The organism is Plantibacter sp. LMC-P-059a, assembly GCF_030209505.1.
GTDB lineage: Bacteria > Actinomycetota > Actinomycetes > Actinomycetales > Microbacteriaceae > Plantibacter.
In genome coordinates, this window is sequence record NZ_JARVRZ010000006.1 from 13156 (window position 1) to 29750 (window position 16595).

Sequence of the window (16595 nt, forward strand, 5' to 3'; positions counted from 1 at the left end):
GCCTCAGCCTGCCACGAGGGGAGGTTCCACGGCGGTGGAGCCGGCCCCGGCGTCGGTCAGCACCTCGACCCCGTCCGGCGTGACCACGACGGTGTCCTCCACCTTGACGCCGGGGGCAGTCGGGTTCCAGGCGAACGCCTGCCACGGCTGCACGACGTCGGTCGTGTCGGGGGTGGCGCGCGGGTCGCGTCCCGCGTAGCCCGCGGCACCGCCCTGGTGGTGCCGGGTCCACTCCTCGGGGCCGAAGCCCTGGGCCGCGTAGGCCGCGGTGCCCGCGCGGAAGACGTCGGCGAGGGTCGCGCCCGGCACCGTCGCGTCGAGGTAGGCGCGCTCGACGGCTCGGATCCGACGCATGTCGGTGGCGAAGGGTTCCGGTGCGGCACCGCCCTCGTCGAACCAGCGCGTGAGGTTGACGATGAGCCCGTCCCGGCGCCCGCAGGCGACGACCATCGCGCGGGAGCCCAGCGGCCCGTCGGTCGGGAGCGGGTGCCGGTGCGCGAGGCGGTCCGTCCCGGCGACCAGGAGCACGAGCGGATCGATCCCGGCGGCGACCAGGCGGGACGCGAGGTCCGCCGCCACCGCGCGTTCCGTCCAGCTCGGATCGAGCCGTCCGATGAGCGTCTCGAGTTCGGCGGTCGTCTCCCGGCCGAGCGAGCGGAACCGCTCGAGTTCGGCGGGCAGGAGCGACGCCCGCGCCGCCCGCAGCTCGGCTGGGACATCCGACTCCCGAAGCACCCCGGCGCCGCTCGGCAGCACCGTGTCGATCGGCGTGTGCCAGGGCACGGTCGTGACCCGGATGTCGGGCAGTTCCTCGGCCTGCAGACGCTCGGCCTCGTTCGAGGTCGCCACCAGCCACGCGTCGTCATGCGAGACGACGACCGCGACGATCGGATCGGCCGCGAGGCTCACATGGACGCGGGCGCCGTCGAGGTACCAGCTGACCGCCGCCGCCGAGCGCAGCACGATCGCCCGGGCGGCCTGCGCGTCGAGCAGCTCCACCAGGCGGGCGTGTTTGCGCCGACGGTCGTCCTCGTCGGGACCCGGCCGCGCGTCGCTCATCGGCGTGCCCAGGGCGTGCCGAGCTCGGCGAAGGTGCTCCCGGTGGTGGCCGCCTCGGCGACGAACCGCTCGATCCCCGGGATGACGGGGTGGCGGTCCTCGCCCGTCCCTCGCCAGTCCACGAGTTCCGCGGGGATGGGGTGCGGGGAGGGCGCCGACCGCACGGCGTCGAGGACCGCCGTGAAGGCGGAGGCGTCGGCCAGCGAACTGACGAGCGCCGCCTCCCCACCCGCGCGGACGTCGACCCTGGCCCGGAGGAGGTCGGGGAGCAGCGCGGTCCGGTCGGTCGTCCACTGCTGGACGGGCCGACCCTCGACGACCGCCTCGACGACGTCCTTCGTGTAGACGAACCGGATCGCTCCGCGTTCACCGCGGACCGTGACGACCGGGTCGGTGGTGTCCTCGGCGCAGAGGGTGAGTGCCGCCGTCATGGTCGGACCGCTGCGCGGTGTGACGCGGACGACGGAGGTGTCGTCCGCCTCGATGTCGTTCGCCCGGTACTGGTCCAGCTCGATGGTCGCGATGGCGGCGCGGTCCGTGACCCCGCCGAGTCGGAGCATGGTCTGGACCGCGTGCGCGAGCGGGTTCGTCACGACCCCGTCCACCACCGGCACGTCGTTCAGCGTGCGTCGACCCGACCACGCGGCGCGGGTCCAGTACCCGACCGTACGGACCCAGGTGCCGGTCGCTTCGAGCCCCGTGACCGGGCCGATCTCCCCGGCGGCGACGAGCTCGGTGATCTGGCCGATGGCGTGCGACCCGAGACTCTGGAACCCGACCTGCACGAGTCCGCCGGTCCGCTCCGCGACGGCCTGCAGGTGGTCGAGCTCGTCGTTCGACGTGACCGGCGGTTTCTCGAGCAGGACGTCGGCTCCGTGCTCGAGCGCCGCGACGGCCAGGTCGAGGTGGGTGTGGATCGGCGTGGAGAGGATGACGACGTCCACCTGCCCGGCGGCGAAGCAGTCGTCGAGCGACTCGTACAGTGGGGCGTCGCCGGCCGCGTGGTCCTCGGGCGTGAAGGCGCGGTCGACGAGCCCGACCAGCCGGATCGCGCCGGTCTCGGCGAGCGCCCTGGCCGCGTCGACGTGGCTGGCGCCGTGGCCGTGGATGCCGACCACCACGACGGTGGGGACGGGATGCTGATTCGAGGTCGTCATGTGTCACTCCCGGTGGTGGGTCGCTGGGTGGTGGGGCGGTCCACGGCAGCGAGGAGCGCCCGGTGGATGGCCGCGGCCTGCCCGGCGTCGAGCGCGGCGTCGACGACGACCGCCTCCAGACCGGTGGTCAGCGGGTTCTCGGCGGTGATGGTGGTGCGGCTGGTGGTCGCGAGCGAGACGCCGACACCGGGGTACTCGGCGGCGCGGAGGAACCAGGGGAAGGTCTGCCCACCCGGCTGTCGGAAGAGCACGGTGACCGCTCGCCGGGAGGTGTCGGCATCGGGGGCGGCGTCATCCGGTACGGCGTCGAGGACGAACGCTACCCAGGCCGCGCGGGAACCGTGAGCGGTCGCCTCGCCGGGCCCGTCGGCGCTCAGCACCGATCGTCGAGCGCCGGCCGGTAGCCGCCAGAACCAGCCTCCGTAGGCGGCGCCCTCGCGTCCGTTCGTGGCCGGCGATCCGATGGTCACGACCCCGGTGGCGGCGCTGAGGGTGCTCGAGACCAGGACGCGTAGGGCCGAGCGGGGTGCGGTGTCGTCCGCGCGGTCGGCGTCGTCGTCGGCGGCGGCGGCGGTCGGGGTCGGGAGTGCGATCTCCTCGACGACCGTGACGCGAGACTCCCGCAGCTGGGTCGTCCCGTCGCGCCCGATCCAGTCCACGGCCTGCCGCAGCGTGCCGGGGTCCGGTTGTGTCCCGGCTTCGACCTCGACCACCCGTTGGACCCCGTGGTTGTCGAGCAGCGTCGAGCCCTGCCCGGCGACGTAGGTTCGCCCGCCCCAGTAGGAGACGCCGTCCACGTCGGCGACGGCCATCGAGAGCCCGAAGTGGTGCGGGTGGTCGTCCGGTGCCGACTCCGTGACGACGGTTCCGGCCAGGGAGGTGACGGGGTGCGCGAACGGTCGCGGGGCGTCCGCCCGGGCGAGCCCGCCGCCGTCGTGCAGGACGAGGAGTTCGCGAGCGCCGAGCCGGGCGACGAGGGCGTTCGGCTCCTCGGCGGCCACCCAGGCGACCTCGCCGACGCTTCGCGGCACCGCGGTGCTCTCCCGGGCGACGAACCGCGGGCGGAAGACGAGCGGGTGACCACCCGTCGCACCCCCGATCGTGTCGCGGAGGCGGGTCCAGGCTTCCGCTCCGAGTTCGCGGCGTGGGACGGACACCGTGCTCAGCGCGGGCACGGCGAAGGCGGCGAAGGGGATGTCGTCGAACCCGACCACGCTCAGGTCGGCGGGCACAGACACGCCGGCCTGGCGCAGCGCCGACACGAGCCCGAGGGCGACGAGGTCGTTGAAGGCGACCACGGCGGTCGCGTCCAGCGCCAGCACGGCGTCGACGGCCGCGGCGCCGTCGACCAGCGCGGAGCCCGCGGCGACGACGTCGACCGTGAGCTCCCGGCGTGCGGAGATGGCACGCGTGATGCCGACCCGACGGAGGCGGTCGCCCTGGCTGGCGGCGGGCCCCGCCAGGTACACGACCCGCCGGTGCCCGAGGGCCGACAGTTCGGCGAGCACCTGTTCCATCCCGCTCGCGTAGTCGATCGACACCGAGGGCACCGGCGAGTCGGCGAGCTCGCGGTTGACGAGGACCACCGGGTGCAGCTCGGCGAGCAGGGCGCGCAGTTCCGGTTCGGCCAGGCGCGGCGAGCACAGGACGATCGCGTCGCACCGGCGGCGGGCCTCCCGGGCGGCGGCCGCCTCATCGCTCGGGTCCTCCTCGGTGTCGGTCACGAGGACGCGGTAGCCGTCGGCAGCTGCCGCCCGGGTCACGCCGCGCAGGATCTCTTGGAACATCGGGTTCTCGAGGTCGGGCACGACGACGCCGACGGTGTTCGTCCGCCCGAGGGAGAGGTTCCTGGCGAGCATGCTCGGCTGGTATCCGAGGGCGTCCACCGCGGCGAGGACCCGGCCGGCGATCTCGGCGTCGACGGTCGCCTTGCCGTTGAGCACCCGCGAGACCGTCGCCTTCGAGACCTCCGCGCGCCGGGCGACGTCGGAGATGGTCGGCGTGGCCCCAGCTGCGGGTAACCGGTTGCTCATGCGTCCTCGCTCGGATCGTGCCGGGTGGTGCGGTTCGCAATCATCCTATAGGGTTCCTCTGAGAAACCGGTTTCTCGGTTTCGGCGTCGAGGGTCTCGACGCAGGCGTGGTCAGAGAGGACACCGATGCGCATCATCGTCACCGGCGGTGCCGGACGACTCGGGCGGAGTGTCGCCGCCGAACTGGTCACCGCGGGCCACGACGTCGTCTCCGTCGACCGCTCCGACCCGGGACTCCCCGGCGTCGAGGGCGTGGTGGCCGACCTCCTCGACCACGACGCCACCCATGAACGCTTCGCTGCCCTGCAGCCCGACGCGGTGGTCCACCTGGCCGCGATCGCCGTGCCGTTCAGCGCTCCCGAACACGTCATCCTGTCGGTGAACCAGGCCCTGGCCTTCACCGTCCTCACCGCCGGGATCGCCGCCGGCGCCACGAAAATCCTGGCCGCCAGCAGCCCGACAGTCATCGGCTACGGGGCCCCGCACGGCTGGGCACCCGAGGCACTCCCCCTCACCGAGACCCACCCCGTCGCCCCGTGGAACGCCTACGCCCTATCGAAGGTGGCCATCGAGTCGACGGTCGCGATGCTCGCCCGAGCACACGGCGACGCGGTCGTGACCGGCGCGTTCCGCCCGTGCTTCGTCGTCTCCCCCGAGGAGTGGGAGGGCGCACCGACACAACAGGGGCACACGATCGTCGACCGGCTCGCCGATCCAGCGCTCGCGGCCGTGTCCCTCTACAACTACGTCGACGCCCGCGACGCCGGTCGCTTCGTCGCGGCCTGGATCGAGCACGCGGCAGCCCCGCACTCCGGTGGCGTGTACTTCGTCGGAGCCGACGACGCCCTCGCCCTCGAACCGCTCTCCGGGCTGCTACCCGCCATGGTGCCGAGCACCGCGGGGTTCGCCGAGACGCTCGTCGACCGCAGTGCCGCGTTCAGCAGCGCGAAGGCGACCGCCGACCTCGGTTGGCGGCCTCGACACGGCTGGCGATCGGCCCTCAGCCCCACGGAGTGGGCCCGCCTCGACGGCATGCTCGCCGCCGACGGTCGCCCACGGCACCACGCTCCGACCGACACCCAGACCACGACCCCGGCGCACACACCGACGACGACCCCCAGATGACGAGGACCACCACCATGCCAGCACCGCTCGCCTTCGACGGCGTCCTGTACTTTCCGATCACCCCCTTCGACGCGGCGGGCGAGGTCGACCTCGGTCTCCTCGGCACCCACCTGGAGTCGCGACTCGAACACCGGCCCGGCGGAGTCTTCCCCGCCTGCGGGACGGGCGAACTGCACGCGATGTCGCCCTCGGAGGCCGCGCGCGTGGTCCGTCGGACGGTCGAGGTCGTCGACGGGGCCGTGCCGGTCATCGCCGGGGCCGGCGGTGGCGTGGCGATCGCGAGGGAACTCGCCGTCGCGGCCGAGGACGCCGGAGCCGACGCGATCCTCCTCATGCCGCCGTACCTCGTGACCGGCCCGGCGCGCGGGCTGCAGGGGTACGTCGAGGACGTCCTCGCGGCGACGAGCCTCCCGGCGATCGTGTACCACCGCAACAACGCCCGGTACACCACCGAGACGATGCGACACCTGGCGCGCAACCCGCAGGTCGTCGGCTTCAAGGACGGCGTCGGCGACGTCGCCGCCGCGCAGGACATCGTGCTCGCCGTGCACGAGGAGGGCCGCGAGGACTTCGCCTTCTTCAACGGCCTGCTCACCGCGGAGCTCACCCAGGCGGCCTACCGGGGCATCGGCATCCCGCTCTACTCCTCCGCGGTCTTCGCGATGCTGCCCGAGCTCGCGACCCTGTTCTACCGGGCCTACACGGACCACGACGAACCCCTGCGCGAACGGCTGCTGCGCGAGTTCTACCGCCCGCTCGTCGCCCTCCGCGACGAGACGCCCGGGTTCGCGGTGTCGCTCATCAAGGCCGGTGTCCGACTCGGCGGGTTGCCCGTCGGCTCGGTGCGGTCGCCGTTCGTCGACCCGACACCGGAGCAGACCGACCGGCTGGCGGCGCTCCTCGCGACCGGTGCCGAGCTCGTCGCCGAACACGCGACCCTCGCAGCAGGACGCTGACGATGCCGGCGATCGCCTCGATCACCACCACCCTGCAGCGGTTCACGATGCCGCGGCCCTGGGTGCCGGAAGCGCCGTGGCTGCACCTCATCCGCGTGGACGTCGTCGACGACGAGGGCGCGACCGGTTCCGGCTTCACGTGGACGCCGACGATCGGCGCGACCGCGGTCCGGGCCCTCCTCGACGACGACATCACGGCCGCCGCGCTCGGCTCCTCGATCGAACCCGAGGTGCTCTGGCCGCAGCTCTGGGCGCACCTGCACGAGGCCGGCGGCGGCGGGATCACGACCATCGCCCTCGCCGGGCTCGACACGGCGCTCTGGGACCTCCGCGGGCGGCGGGCGGGACTCGGACTGGCCGAGCTGCTCGGTCGTCGACGCGAGACCGTCCGTGCCTATGGAAGCGGCGTCAACCTGCACCTCGACGCCGACGCCCTCGCGGCGCAGGTCGGTCGATGGATCGCGTCGGGTCACGACGCGGTGAAGGTGAAGGTCGGGAAGCCCGACGTCGCCGAGGACCTCGACCGCCTCACCATGGTGCGCGAGCTGCTCGGCCCCGACCGTCGGCTCATGATCGACGCGAACCAGCGCTGGGACCTCGAACGGGCGACCTCGGCACTCGAACGCCTCGCCGTCGTCGACCCCGCCTGGATCGAGGAGCCGCTGCGCTCCGACGACACCGCCGGGTACGAGCGGTTGCGCCAGGCGACGGACATCCCGATCGCGCTCGGCGAGAACGTGCACACGATCCATCGGTTCCGCGACCTCGTGGACCGCGGCGTGGCCGATGTCCTGCAACCGAACGTCGTCCGCGTGGGCGGTGTCACCCCGTTCCTCCGGATCGCCGAGCTCGTCGAGGACGCCGGGCTGACCCTCGCCCCGCACCTCCTCCCCGACCTCTCGGGGCAACTCGCGCTCGCCCTGCCGCAGACGGTCGAGATCGAGGACGTGGAGGACGCGGACTTCGTGGCGATCGGTGCCATCGACGCGCCAGGACCGGTCACCATCAGCCGGGGTTGGGCGCGGGTCGAGGCCCGGCCAGGCCTCGGCTTCACCATCCGCGAGCAGCCCGTCGGGGTCGACGCCGCCCGCTGAACCACCTGTCCGGCCGCCGGTCAGTTCCGCCGACACCACACCAGTCCCGAGGAGTTCTCATGAGCACCAGCACGACCAGCATCACCACGACCGTCGATGAGGCCGCGTCACTCGCCGCCGCGGCAGCACCCCACCTTGCGGCATCCTCGCCGTCGACGCGCGCCGCCTGGCTCGAGGCGGTCGCCGACGCCCTCGACGGGCGGGTCACCGAGCTGGTCGCGCTCGCCGACGAGGAGTCCCACCTCGGGACGACGCGACTCGCAGGCGAGGTCGCGCGCACGACCGGGCAGCTACGACTGTTCGCCGCGGTCCTGGGCGACGGCGCGTTCCTGGAGGTCGTGATCGACCACGCGGACGCCGCCGCCACCCCGCCCAAGCCGGAGCTGCGGCGGATGCTGCGGCCCACCGGCCCCGTCGCCGTGTTCAGCGCCTCGAACTTCCCATTCGCGTTCTCGGTCGCCGGCGGTGACACCGCGTCGGCGCTGGCCGCCGGTTGCCCGGTGATCGTGAAGGCCCATTCGGCGCACCCGCGACTCTCCCGGCTGACCGCCGAGATCGTCACCGAGGCGTTGCGTGATGCCGGCGCCCCTGAGGGGACGTTCGCGCTCGTCGAGGGTCGTGAGCAGGGCACCGCGCTCGTCCAGCACCCGGCGGTCACCGCCGTCGGATTCACCGGCTCGCTCGCCGGTGGCCGGGCCCTGTTCGACCTCGCCTCGCAGCGACCGGCGCCGATCCCGTTCTACGGCGAGCTCGGCAGCACGAACCCGGTCGTGATCACGGGGGCGGCGCTCGCCGACGGCGCCGAGGCGCTCGCGCGCGGGCTGGCCGGATCGTTCACGCTCGGGGTCGGGCAGTTCTGCACGAACCCCGGCCTCGTCCTCGTGCCGGCGGGGAGCGGGTTCGCCGAACTCGTCGCGGAGGCCGCGAACGGCACGGCCGTGGGGCGCATGCTGACGCCGGGCATCGCCGACGCCTATCAGAGCGGTGCTGCTCGTGCCGCCGCGCACCCGGGGGTGCGCACGCTCCTCGGAGGCGACGCGGGAGCGCCGGAATCGGGCGTCGCGACCGTCCTCGCGACGACCGCCGCGACGGTGCTGGAGGACCCGGAGGTCCTGCTCGAGGAGATCTTCGGCCCGGCGACGCTCATCATCGAGTACGCCGACGAGAGGGATCTCCACACGGTCCTGGCCGCGGTGGGCGGTGCCCTGACCGCCACCGTGCACGCGGCGGCGGACGAGGACGTCACCGAGTTGGTGTCGCGGCTCGAACCGCTCGCCGGCCGCGTGCTCTTCGGCGGCTGGCCCACGGGTGTCGCGGTGGGCTGGGCGCAGCACCATGGTGGGCCGTGGCCGGCGACCACGTCACTCCACACCTCTGTCGGGGCGACCGCCGTCCGCCGGTTCCAGCGTCCGATCGTCTACCAGGACGCCCCCGAGCACGTGCTCCCCGAGGCGCTCCACGAGTCGAACCCGCTCCGCCTCCCCCGCCGCGTCGACGGCGTCCTGGAGCTTCCGACCAGACCCTGACCACCTCCCCCCGTCCCACCCCGTCCCTAACTCAGGACTCCCCCGGCGTGCCTGCCCCACCCGGCCCCGCCCAAGCCCCGACACACCGCAACTCTCCTGAGTTAGGGACGAGATGAACAGCGGGTCGGGACGAGACGATCCGGGGCAGGCCGGTCAGGCGAGGGCGGCAGTGAGCCAGGCGCGCAGCTCGGCCTGCATGGTGACCGACCAGCGGTGCGGTTCATCGTGGAAGGTGCCGGTGTACGCGCCAGGGCGACCACCGGCCCGGTACCGCTCCGTGAGGATCGCGTGTGCGTCACGCATGCCCGCCCGCTCGAACAGCTCGTCACGCTCGGCGTACTGCACGAGCAGCGGGAGCGTCGGATGGAGGGCGGCGAGCGCCGGCCAGTCTCCGACACGGGAGAGCCCGGGCGACAGGAACGACCAGGAGTGCTGATCGGCATGCCCGTCGAGCACTCCCGCGAACGTCGACATCATCGCCACGACGCCCGCGGCACGGATCCGATCGTCCATGGCCGCCAGCAGGACCGCCCTCGCGCCACCGCCGGAGAGCCCGAAGCAGCCCACGGCGTCGGCACGGACACCGTGCGCGGCGGCGAGCTGGTCGATGGCGATGAGGTCGTCTCGGAGGACGAGGCCGGCAAGTGAGGTGCCGAGCACGCCCAGTTCCTTCGCGAGCTGCGGTTCGTTCGCGGCTGCGAGCAGCTCGGACCGCTGCCCGGGCGTCACCTCGGCGGCCGCCGCGCCGTCCCGGATCGACTCGGCCCGACGACCGGCGAGCTGCAGGTCGACGCTCCGATGGAACCGGTCGGCGATCGCGTCGTCGGGCGTCCGTCGGGATCCCCAGCCGAAGGCGTCGTGCACGAGGACTGCGAACCCATCGCGGGCGAGGTCGGACGCGACCGCGCGACCACCGTAGTAGCGGTCGCGGAACGCCTGCAGTTCCTCGCGGGAGACCGTCAGCGTACTGGGCACCCCGACGGGGCCGTCGGCGAGCTTCTCCCGCCCCACCCGGGTGAAACCGCCGTGGTCGTGCAGCGCCAGGGCGCCGGGCAGGGCGCCCGTCTCACCGGCCGGCCGGAGGAGCCACGCCGAGGTCGGCGCACCGAAGCCCGTCGACCAGCGGAGCTCGACCCCGTCGACACCGTCGCGGGTCCACTCCCCGAGCCGCTCGGCGGGTTCCGCGATCCGCGGGCGCGGTAGCAGCCCGAGGACCTCGGCGAGGCGACCACGCGTGGCGGCACGCGACTGGGCCGCGGAGTCGACCTGCCCGGCCGCCTCGCGGGATCGGGCCGCGAGCGCATGCAGCGCGGGGTCCCGGCCCGGCGCAGGCGCGAGCGAGCGCACCTCGACAAGCTCGGTGACCGGGTCCGTTCCGGTGACCGGGTCGGTTCCGGTGACCGGGTCGGCTCCGGTGACCGGGTCGGTTCCGGTGACCGGGTCGGTTCCGTTGGCCGGTTCGGATTCGGGGCTTGGAGCAGGCTCGCGGAACGGGGTGGGCTCCGCCACCAGGGCCGACTCAGCGACCGGGGCGGGCTCGGGCAACGAGATGGGCTCCGCGGCCGCGCCCGGCTCCGACCCGGCGACCCTGCCGGACACCGCGGGCTCGGAGGCTGAGCCAACCACGCCCGGCCCGGCGCTCATGGCGCGATCGTCGCCACTGGACGACCGGTCAGCAGCGACTCGTTGCCGGCGATGCCGACGGAGATCGCCCGCACACCGTCGTCGTACCCGGCGGGGCGTCCCAGCTCGTCCTCGGTGATGCGGTCGAACAGGTGGCGCAGGAGGTACGCGTCGCCGCCGCCGTGGCCACCGACACCCTCGGGGATGGCGACCTCCTCGGCCTCCTCCCAGTGCCGCTGGAGCACGAGGCGCTCACCACGCGAACGCACCGGGCGGCCCGTACCGGCTCCCGTCCCAGCCCCAGCGGCGTCCGCGTGCAGGCTCGGGTCGAGCACGACGCGGCCGTCGCTCCCCACGAGCACCGCGGCGCGTTCGACCACCTCGAGTTCGGCCCGCCCCTCCGTCCCGTTGATCGCGACACGGTACCCCTCCCACGGCGCGTGCGCGTTCAGGGAGTAGCTGAGTGAGGCGCCCCCGTCGTAGTCGACGAGGACGGACAGGTTGTCCTCGATGCTGATCCCGGGCGAGAAGACGTCGCGGTCGCGCAGGTAGCCGTCGTGCTGCTCGGCGTCGAGGTACAGCGACTCGAGTCGCGGGTCGTCCCGGAGGTCGAGGACGAACGGGTCGGACGACCGCCCACGAGCGGCCGCCTCGGCGTCGTCGGGCACCGACCCCCGCTCCGGTCGCTGCCCGAGGCCCCGCTCGGCAGCATTGACGTCGCCGTAGAACCGCAGGCCCCCGGACGCGTACACGGAGGCCGGGCGTGCCCCGATCCACCAGTTGACGAGGTCGAAGTGGTGGGAGGCCTTGTGGATGAGCAGACCGCCGGAGTGCTCCTTCTCGCGATGCCAGCGGCGGAAGTAGTCGGCCCCGTGGACGGTGTCGAGCACCCACTCGAAGTGCACACTCGTCACCCGGCCGATCCGGCCGTCCTGCACGATCCGCCGCAGCTCCGAGTTGCGGGGGCTGTAGCGGTAGTTGAAGGTCGTCACGACGTTCCGGCCGCTCTCCGCGACTGCCGCGGCGATCCGTTCGACGCCGTCGCGGTCGATCGTGAGGGGCTTCTCGACGATCACGTCGGCACCGGCCAGGAGCGCCCGCGAGACGATCTCGGCGTGCGTGTAGTCCGGGGTCGTCACGATGACGCGGTCCACGCGCTGCTCGGTGATGAGCCGTTCCACGTCGTCGGGGCCGTAGCGCGCGGGCAGCGCCACGCCCTGTTCGGCGAGCAGGCGCTCGTAGTGGTCGATCCTGCCCGGGTTGCTGTCGCTCCAGGCGACGAGTTCCGCGACGTCGGCGTGCGGGCCGACGATGGCGTCGAGGTACATCTGGGACCGGTGTCCGGTGCCGATGAGGGCGTAGCGTTCGCGGGTCGTGGTCATGCGCGATGGTCCTTCCGGGTCGGTGCTGCGGTGGCGATGTCGGCGGGCGGGACGAGACCGCCTCTCACCACGGGTCAGGCGGGTGGGGTGCGGCGGAGGGCGTCGCGACCGGATCGGGCGAGTGATGCCGCCCGGCCGTCGGCGCCGTCTCCGTCGGCGATGACGACCGCATACCGGAACTCAAGGGTCTCCTCGTCGCGGAACGGCAGCTCCTCGCTGAAGAACGGCGCAGGGCAGAGGCCGGCGAACTCCTCGGTCCTGGCGAACCACTGCGGTGGGTGCGCCGGGTTCCGTTCGTCGTCGACCATGACGACGCTCGAGGCCGCCGCGGTGCCGTCCTGCAGGCCGGTGAAGCCCATCCACGCGTGTCTCGTGCCGCGGAGTTCGTCGCCGCCGCTCCCGTCGGGGGTGTAGAGGGTCCCTCCGGTGAACGAGCGCGGACCCCGCCAGAAGAGGCCGCCGTAGCCGGCGTTCTCCCGCCCCTTCGTCGTGGGCGAACCGATCGACAGCTCGCGACCGGAGACGTTGCGCATCCGGGTCTCGAACGTCAGTGTCCAGGCGTCGGCGACCGGTCGCACGGTGAGCGCGCGCTCCTCGTCGACGATACGCCGACCGCCCTCGGTGATCCACGCGAGGGTGTGCGCGAACCTCGCTTCATCGGGCTCTGCGCTGACGGCCGTGACCGCGACATGCTCGGAGCGGCCGTTGTTCTCGAGCTGCTCGTAGGCGGTGCCGGTGAACGTCGGCCCGCCCCAGAAGTTGTCGTCGCCGACGTGCGGCAGCGCCCAGGCGAACCCGGTGTGCCACACGTGGTCGTGCGGTCGCGCCAGCGTCACGAGGGCGCCGCCGGCGGTCCGCACCGGGTGGAGGTACGGCTTCGGCGACTCGCGCTGGACGGTGTCCGGGCGGTAGGTGTACCGCAGGATCTCGACGCCGTCGAGGTGCACGGTGACGGCCGAACCGACCTCGTGGGTGAGGGCGAGGCCCGTCGACGGGTGGTGCTCGATCACGACGGAGTCCTCCGGTCGGTCGGATGCTGGGCCGTCGACGGGCTCGGGGACGAGGTTCCGTTCCCCGAGCCCGTCGACGGATGGGCTGGCGCCGGGTCAGCCCGCGGCGACCGCGGCCTTCAGGTCCTTGATGAACCCCTCGGCAGCCTGGTCGGGCGTGTTCTTCCCGAACAGCACCTGCTCGGTGTACTGCTTCACGAGTGCCTCGATCGCGCTGCCACCGGCGGGCGTGACGGTCGGCGGCTCGCCGATGTCGTCCGCGAGACCGTCGAGGAACTCCACGACCGCCTGGTCCGTCTCGGCCAGCTTCGGCGTGATGTACTCGCGGATCTTCGTGTTCGCCGGGACACCGCGCTCGGTGAGGAGCGAGTCGGCGGCCGTCTCGCTGTTCGCGAGGAAGTCGATGAACAGCGCGGCTTCGGCCGGGTGGGCCGTCCGGGAGGACGCCGACCAGTACATCGACGGCTTGTAGTACGCGGAGCCGTCGGCGCCACCGTCCACGGTCGGGATGCGCAGCAGCTCGAGCGGCGAACCGCTCGCCTCGGTGAGCGCCGTCAGCTGGCTGTTCCACCAGGGCGCGAACGCCGCGGCGTTGGTCGCCGTGAAGGACTCCGCGAGACCGCCGGCCTGCTTCTCGACGATCGCCGAGGCGGGCGGCGTCGCGCCGTCGTTCACCAGCTCGAGGAGGTAGCTCCACCAGGACGCGAGCGTCTCCGGCTTGATGGAGACCTCGCCCTTGTCGTTGTAGAGCTCGTCGCCGTGCTGGCGCGCCCAGTTGTTCAGGCCGCCGTCCTCGAAGCCGAAGGGCTGGAACCCGTAGATCGAGCCACCACCGGCCGCCGAGACCTGCTCGCTCAGCGCGGTGAAGTCGTCCCACGTCCAGGTCTCGTCGTCGGGCATCTCGATGCCGGCCGAGGCCAGCAGGGTCGGGTTCACGACGATGGAGTAGCTCGTGATGCCGGAGGGCACGCCGTAGAGCGAGTCGTTGACGGTCCCCGAGGTCAGCGTCTCCTTGGGGAAGTCGCTGAGGTCGAGCTGGTCGCCGACGGTCTTGAGGTCGAGCAGGGCGCCCCGGTCGCCGTAGGTGGCGATGTACTTCTCGTCCATCTGGATGATGTCGGGGGTGTCGTTCGCCGCCGTCTCGGTGGCGAGCTTGTCCCAGTACCCGGCCCAGTCCGTGAACTGGGGCTCGATGGTGATGTTCGGGTACTCCTTCTCGAAGGCCGCGATGACCTCCTGGGTGGCCGCCGTGCGGGCGTCGTTGCCCCACCAGGTGAACCGGAGGGTGACGGGCTCGTCGGACAGTTCGGTCGCGGCGTCGCCTCCGGCGCTGCAACCGGCGAGGAGGAGCGCGGCGACGGCTCCCGTCGCGATGAAGCCGGCGGCTCTGCCGTGCTTGCTGATGCTCATGCTGTTCCCTTTCGAATCGATCGATGCGGATCCGGTGTCGCTGGATCCGGTGGTGCTGGGTCTGGTGCTGGTCGGGCTGGTACAGGTGTTCCGGTGCTGCCGGTCGGTGAGGACCGCGTCACTTGCCGCCGGTCGTCGCGATGCCCTTCAGGAGGAACCGCTGACCGAAGAGGAAGACGAGGAAGATCGGCAGGAGCGACACGACACTCATCGCGAACATCGGCCCCCACGAGGTCGACGATTGCGCGTCCATGAAGGCCCGCAACGCGAGCGGCACCGTGTACATCTCGGGCTTCGTCAGGTAGAGGAGCTGGCTGAAGAAGTCGTTCCACGTCCAGATGAAGGTGAAGATCGCGGTGGTCGCGAGCGCCGGGACCATGAGGGGCAGGATGATGACGCCGAAGATGCGGGGGTGTCCGCAGCCGTCGATGCGGGCCGCCTCGTCGAGCTCCTTCGGGATGCCGCGGATGAACTGCACCATGAGGAAGACGAAGAACGCGTCGGTCGCGAGGATCTTCGGCAGGATGAGCGGCAGGTACGTGTTCACGAAGCCGAGCTGGGAGAACATGATGTACTGCGGCACGATGATGACGTGGATCGGCAGCATCAGCGTCATGAGCATCGCCGCGAACCACCACCGCTTGCCGCTGAACTTCAGCCGGGCGAACGCGTACGCCGCCATCGAGCAGGACACGAGGTTGCCGACGATGCAGCCGAGGACGATGAGCACCGAGTTCAGCAGGAACACGTGGAACGGCTCCGAGAGCGTGTTCCAGCCCTCGCTGTAGTTGCTCACCTCGAAGCTGTCGAGGACGATCCCGGGGTTCCGGAAGATCTCCTCCGTGGGCCGGAGCGAGGAGACGACGAGCCAGATCACCGGGTAGAGCATGATGAACCCGACGAGGATGAGCCCGGCGTGCTTCAGCACGGACTTCCAGGGCGACCACCCGCGTGCGCGGCGGTACTGGCGTTCGGCCTCCTTGGCCTCGCGACTGCGGTTCTTGCTGTCCGTCGTGATGGACCGTGTGGTCAGCGTGTCAGTCATCGTAGTTCACCCAGTATTTCGAGGCCCAGAAGTTGATCGCGGTGAAGACTCCGATGATGAGGAGCAGGAACCAGGCCATGGCCGAGGCGTAGCCCATGTCGAAGTTCGAGAAGCCGCGGTTGTAGAGGTACAGCGTGTAGAACAGCGTCGAGTCGGCCGGGCCGCCCGTTCCGCCCGACACGATGAAGGCCTGCGTGAAGGCCTGGAACGCGTGGATGATCTGCAGCACGAGGTTGAAGAAGATGATCGGCGTGAGCAGCGGCAGGGTGATCTTGGTGAAGCGCTGCCACTTGGACGCCCCGTCCATCTGCGCGGCCTCGTGGTACATGACGGGGATCTGCCGGAGGCCGGCGAGGAAGATCACCATCGGCGCCCCGAAGGTCCACACGTTGAGCGTGATGAGGGTGGAGAGGGCCGTCGACGGGTCGGCGATCCAGCTGCGTCCTTCGATCCCGAAGATCGCGATGAACTGGTTCACGAGCCCTTCGCCGCCGAACACCTGCTTCCACAGCACCGCGATCGCGACGGAGGATCCGAGGAGCGACGGCAGGTAGTAGATGGATCGGTAGATCGCGAGGCCGCGGAGTCCGCGGTCGAGGAGCGCCGCGAGCGCGAGGGCGGCCGCGAGTTGGAGCGGCACCGAGACGAAGACGTACACGAAGGTGACGCCGAGCGAGTTGTGGAGTCGCTCGTCGCCCATCATCCGGATGAAGTTGTCGATGCCGATGAACTTGGGTGCCTGCAGCAGGTTGTACTTCGTGAAGGACAGAGCGAGCGAGGCGACCATGGGGCCGACGGTGATGACCGCGAGGCCGATGAGCCAGGGCAGGAGGAACAGGTACGCCGCCTTGTTGTCGCGGCGGTTGTCCTTCTTGATGAAGGCCTTCTCGGCCGCGGTCTGTGGTCGCTTGCCTGCGCTGAGCTTGCGGAGCTCGCCGAGCGCGCTCACCGAGTGCCCCTCGTGAACGTCGTCCTGGGCGCCGTTGCAGCTGCACGGTACACGTCGGACCTCCTTGTCGATCGTCGTTGATGACACTGCCGGAAAGCGTTTCCCGGCTGAGCTGCATCAAGTTCTATCACGGCCCTGACGACCGATGCAACGATTCATCCGGCATCGTTGTGCGATTTCTGATCGGTTCGGATCAGATCGGCACGATCCCTTGCCTCGTCGGCACT

13 protein-coding genes are annotated in these 16595 nt (G+C 71.7%); 4 read left to right on the top strand and 9 right to left on the bottom strand.

Translation table 11 applies throughout. The features are described 5' to 3' along the window. Positions 1-3 precede the first annotated feature (3 nt). The 3 genes from QRN27_RS13370 to QRN27_RS13380 are packed head-to-tail and all read right to left on the bottom strand — an operon-like array spanning position 4 to position 4249. The gene (locus QRN27_RS13370; protein WP_285042653.1) at positions 4-1059 is read right to left on the bottom strand and encodes a M24 family metallopeptidase; all 1056 of its coding nucleotides are present in this window, start codon (positions 1057-1059) and stop codon (positions 4-6) included. Continuing rightward, positions 1056-2216 (bottom strand): Gfo/Idh/MocA family protein, encoded by a 1161-nt coding sequence (locus QRN27_RS13375; RefSeq protein WP_285042654.1) that lies wholly within the window; start codon positions 2214-2216, stop codon positions 1056-1058. Before QRN27_RS13375 ends, QRN27_RS13370 begins: the two co-directional genes overlap by 4 nt. Next, on the bottom strand, positions 2213-4249 hold the full coding sequence (locus QRN27_RS13380) for a DUF6807 family protein (RefSeq protein ID WP_285042655.1): 2037 nt from the start codon (positions 4247-4249) through the stop codon (positions 2213-2215). Before QRN27_RS13380 ends, QRN27_RS13375 begins: the two co-directional genes overlap by 4 nt. Positions 4250-4374: 125 nt before the next feature. Here QRN27_RS13380 and QRN27_RS13385 point away from each other — a divergent pair, with 125 nt between their 5' ends. From QRN27_RS13385 to QRN27_RS13400, 4 genes are read left to right on the top strand one after another with little or no spacing between them, the layout of a single operon-like run. Further along, on the top strand, positions 4375-5373 hold the full coding sequence (locus tag QRN27_RS13385; RefSeq protein WP_285042656.1) for an NAD-dependent epimerase/dehydratase family protein: 999 nt from the start codon (positions 4375-4377) through the stop codon (positions 5371-5373). A gap of 14 nt (positions 5374-5387) precedes the next feature. Continuing rightward, entirely contained in the window at positions 5388-6329 is a 942-nt protein-coding gene (locus QRN27_RS13390) for a 5-dehydro-4-deoxyglucarate dehydratase (RefSeq protein ID WP_285042657.1), read from the top strand. 2 nt (positions 6330-6331) lie between these two features. After that, the gene (locus tag QRN27_RS13395) at positions 6332-7423 is read left to right on the top strand and encodes a mandelate racemase/muconate lactonizing enzyme family protein (RefSeq protein WP_285042658.1); all 1092 of its coding nucleotides are present in this window, start codon (positions 6332-6334) and stop codon (positions 7421-7423) included. Positions 7424-7482: 59 nt separating this feature from the next. Continuing rightward, positions 7483-8949 carry an aldehyde dehydrogenase (NADP(+)) gene (locus QRN27_RS13400; RefSeq protein WP_285042659.1) on the top strand — a complete coding sequence of 489 codons (1467 nt, stop codon included), beginning with the start codon at positions 7483-7485 and terminating at the stop codon, positions 8947-8949. A gap of 153 nt (positions 8950-9102) precedes the next feature. On the opposite strand, the gene QRN27_RS13405 is transcribed toward QRN27_RS13400, so the two are convergent. The 6 genes from QRN27_RS13405 to QRN27_RS13430 form a co-directional block, all read right to left on the bottom strand. Continuing rightward, positions 9103-10593, bottom strand: coding sequence for an acetylesterase (locus tag QRN27_RS13405; protein WP_285042660.1), 1491 nt, complete (start codon positions 10591-10593; stop codon positions 9103-9105). Continuing rightward, entirely contained in the window at positions 10590-11954 is a 1365-nt protein-coding gene (locus QRN27_RS13410) for a Gfo/Idh/MocA family protein (protein ID WP_285042661.1), read from the bottom strand. Before QRN27_RS13410 ends, QRN27_RS13405 begins: the two co-directional genes overlap by 4 nt. Positions 11955-12028: 74 nt before the next feature. Further along, positions 12029-12964, bottom strand: coding sequence for a DUF6807 domain-containing protein (locus QRN27_RS13415; protein ID WP_285042662.1), 936 nt, complete (start codon positions 12962-12964; stop codon positions 12029-12031). Between the two features lie 96 nt (positions 12965-13060). Further along, a complete protein-coding gene (locus QRN27_RS13420) occupies positions 13061-14374 on the bottom strand; it encodes an ABC transporter substrate-binding protein (RefSeq protein WP_285042663.1) in 1314 nt (437 codons plus the stop codon). Positions 14375-14492: 118 nt separating this feature from the next. Next, positions 14493-15419: a carbohydrate ABC transporter permease gene (locus QRN27_RS13425; protein ID WP_502929526.1), complete on the bottom strand. Its 927-nt coding sequence runs from the start codon at positions 15417-15419 to the stop codon at positions 14493-14495. Next, positions 15412-16368 carry a carbohydrate ABC transporter permease gene (locus QRN27_RS13430; RefSeq protein WP_502929527.1) on the bottom strand — a complete coding sequence of 319 codons (957 nt, stop codon included), beginning with the start codon at positions 16366-16368 and terminating at the stop codon, positions 15412-15414. Before QRN27_RS13430 ends, QRN27_RS13425 begins: the two co-directional genes overlap by 8 nt. Positions 16369-16595 lie beyond the last annotated feature (227 nt).

Bases quoted from the DNA above. Each gene is read 5' to 3' on its own strand.
- QRN27_RS13425 (WP_502929526.1), bottom strand. From the start codon at position 15,419: ATGACTGACACGCTGACCACACGGTCCATCACGACGGACAGCAAGAAC.
- QRN27_RS13420 (WP_285042663.1), bottom strand. From the start codon at position 14,374: ATGAGCATCAGCAAGCACGGCAGAGCCGCCGGCTTCATCGCGACGGGA.
- QRN27_RS13380 (WP_285042655.1), bottom strand. From the start codon at position 4,249: ATGAGCAACCGGTTACCCGCAGCTGGGGCCACGCCGACCATCTCCGAC.
- QRN27_RS13385 (WP_285042656.1), top strand. From the start codon at position 4,375: ATGCGCATCATCGTCACCGGCGGTGCCGGACGACTCGGGCGGAGTGTC.
- QRN27_RS13390 (WP_285042657.1), top strand. From the start codon at position 5,388: ATGCCAGCACCGCTCGCCTTCGACGGCGTCCTGTACTTTCCGATCACC.
- QRN27_RS13410 (WP_285042661.1), bottom strand. From the start codon at position 11,954: ATGACCACGACCCGCGAACGCTACGCCCTCATCGGCACCGGACACCGG.
- QRN27_RS13400 (WP_285042659.1), top strand. From the start codon at position 7,483: ATGAGCACCAGCACGACCAGCATCACCACGACCGTCGATGAGGCCGCG.
- QRN27_RS13405 (WP_285042660.1), bottom strand. From the start codon at position 10,593: ATGAGCGCCGGGCCGGGCGTGGTTGGCTCAGCCTCCGAGCCCGCGGTG.
- QRN27_RS13395 (WP_285042658.1), top strand. From the start codon at position 6,332: ATGCCGGCGATCGCCTCGATCACCACCACCCTGCAGCGGTTCACGATG.
- QRN27_RS13375 (WP_285042654.1), bottom strand. From the start codon at position 2,216: ATGACGACCTCGAATCAGCATCCCGTCCCCACCGTCGTGGTGGTCGGC.
- QRN27_RS13370 (WP_285042653.1), bottom strand. From the start codon at position 1,059: ATGAGCGACGCGCGGCCGGGTCCCGACGAGGACGACCGTCGGCGCAAA.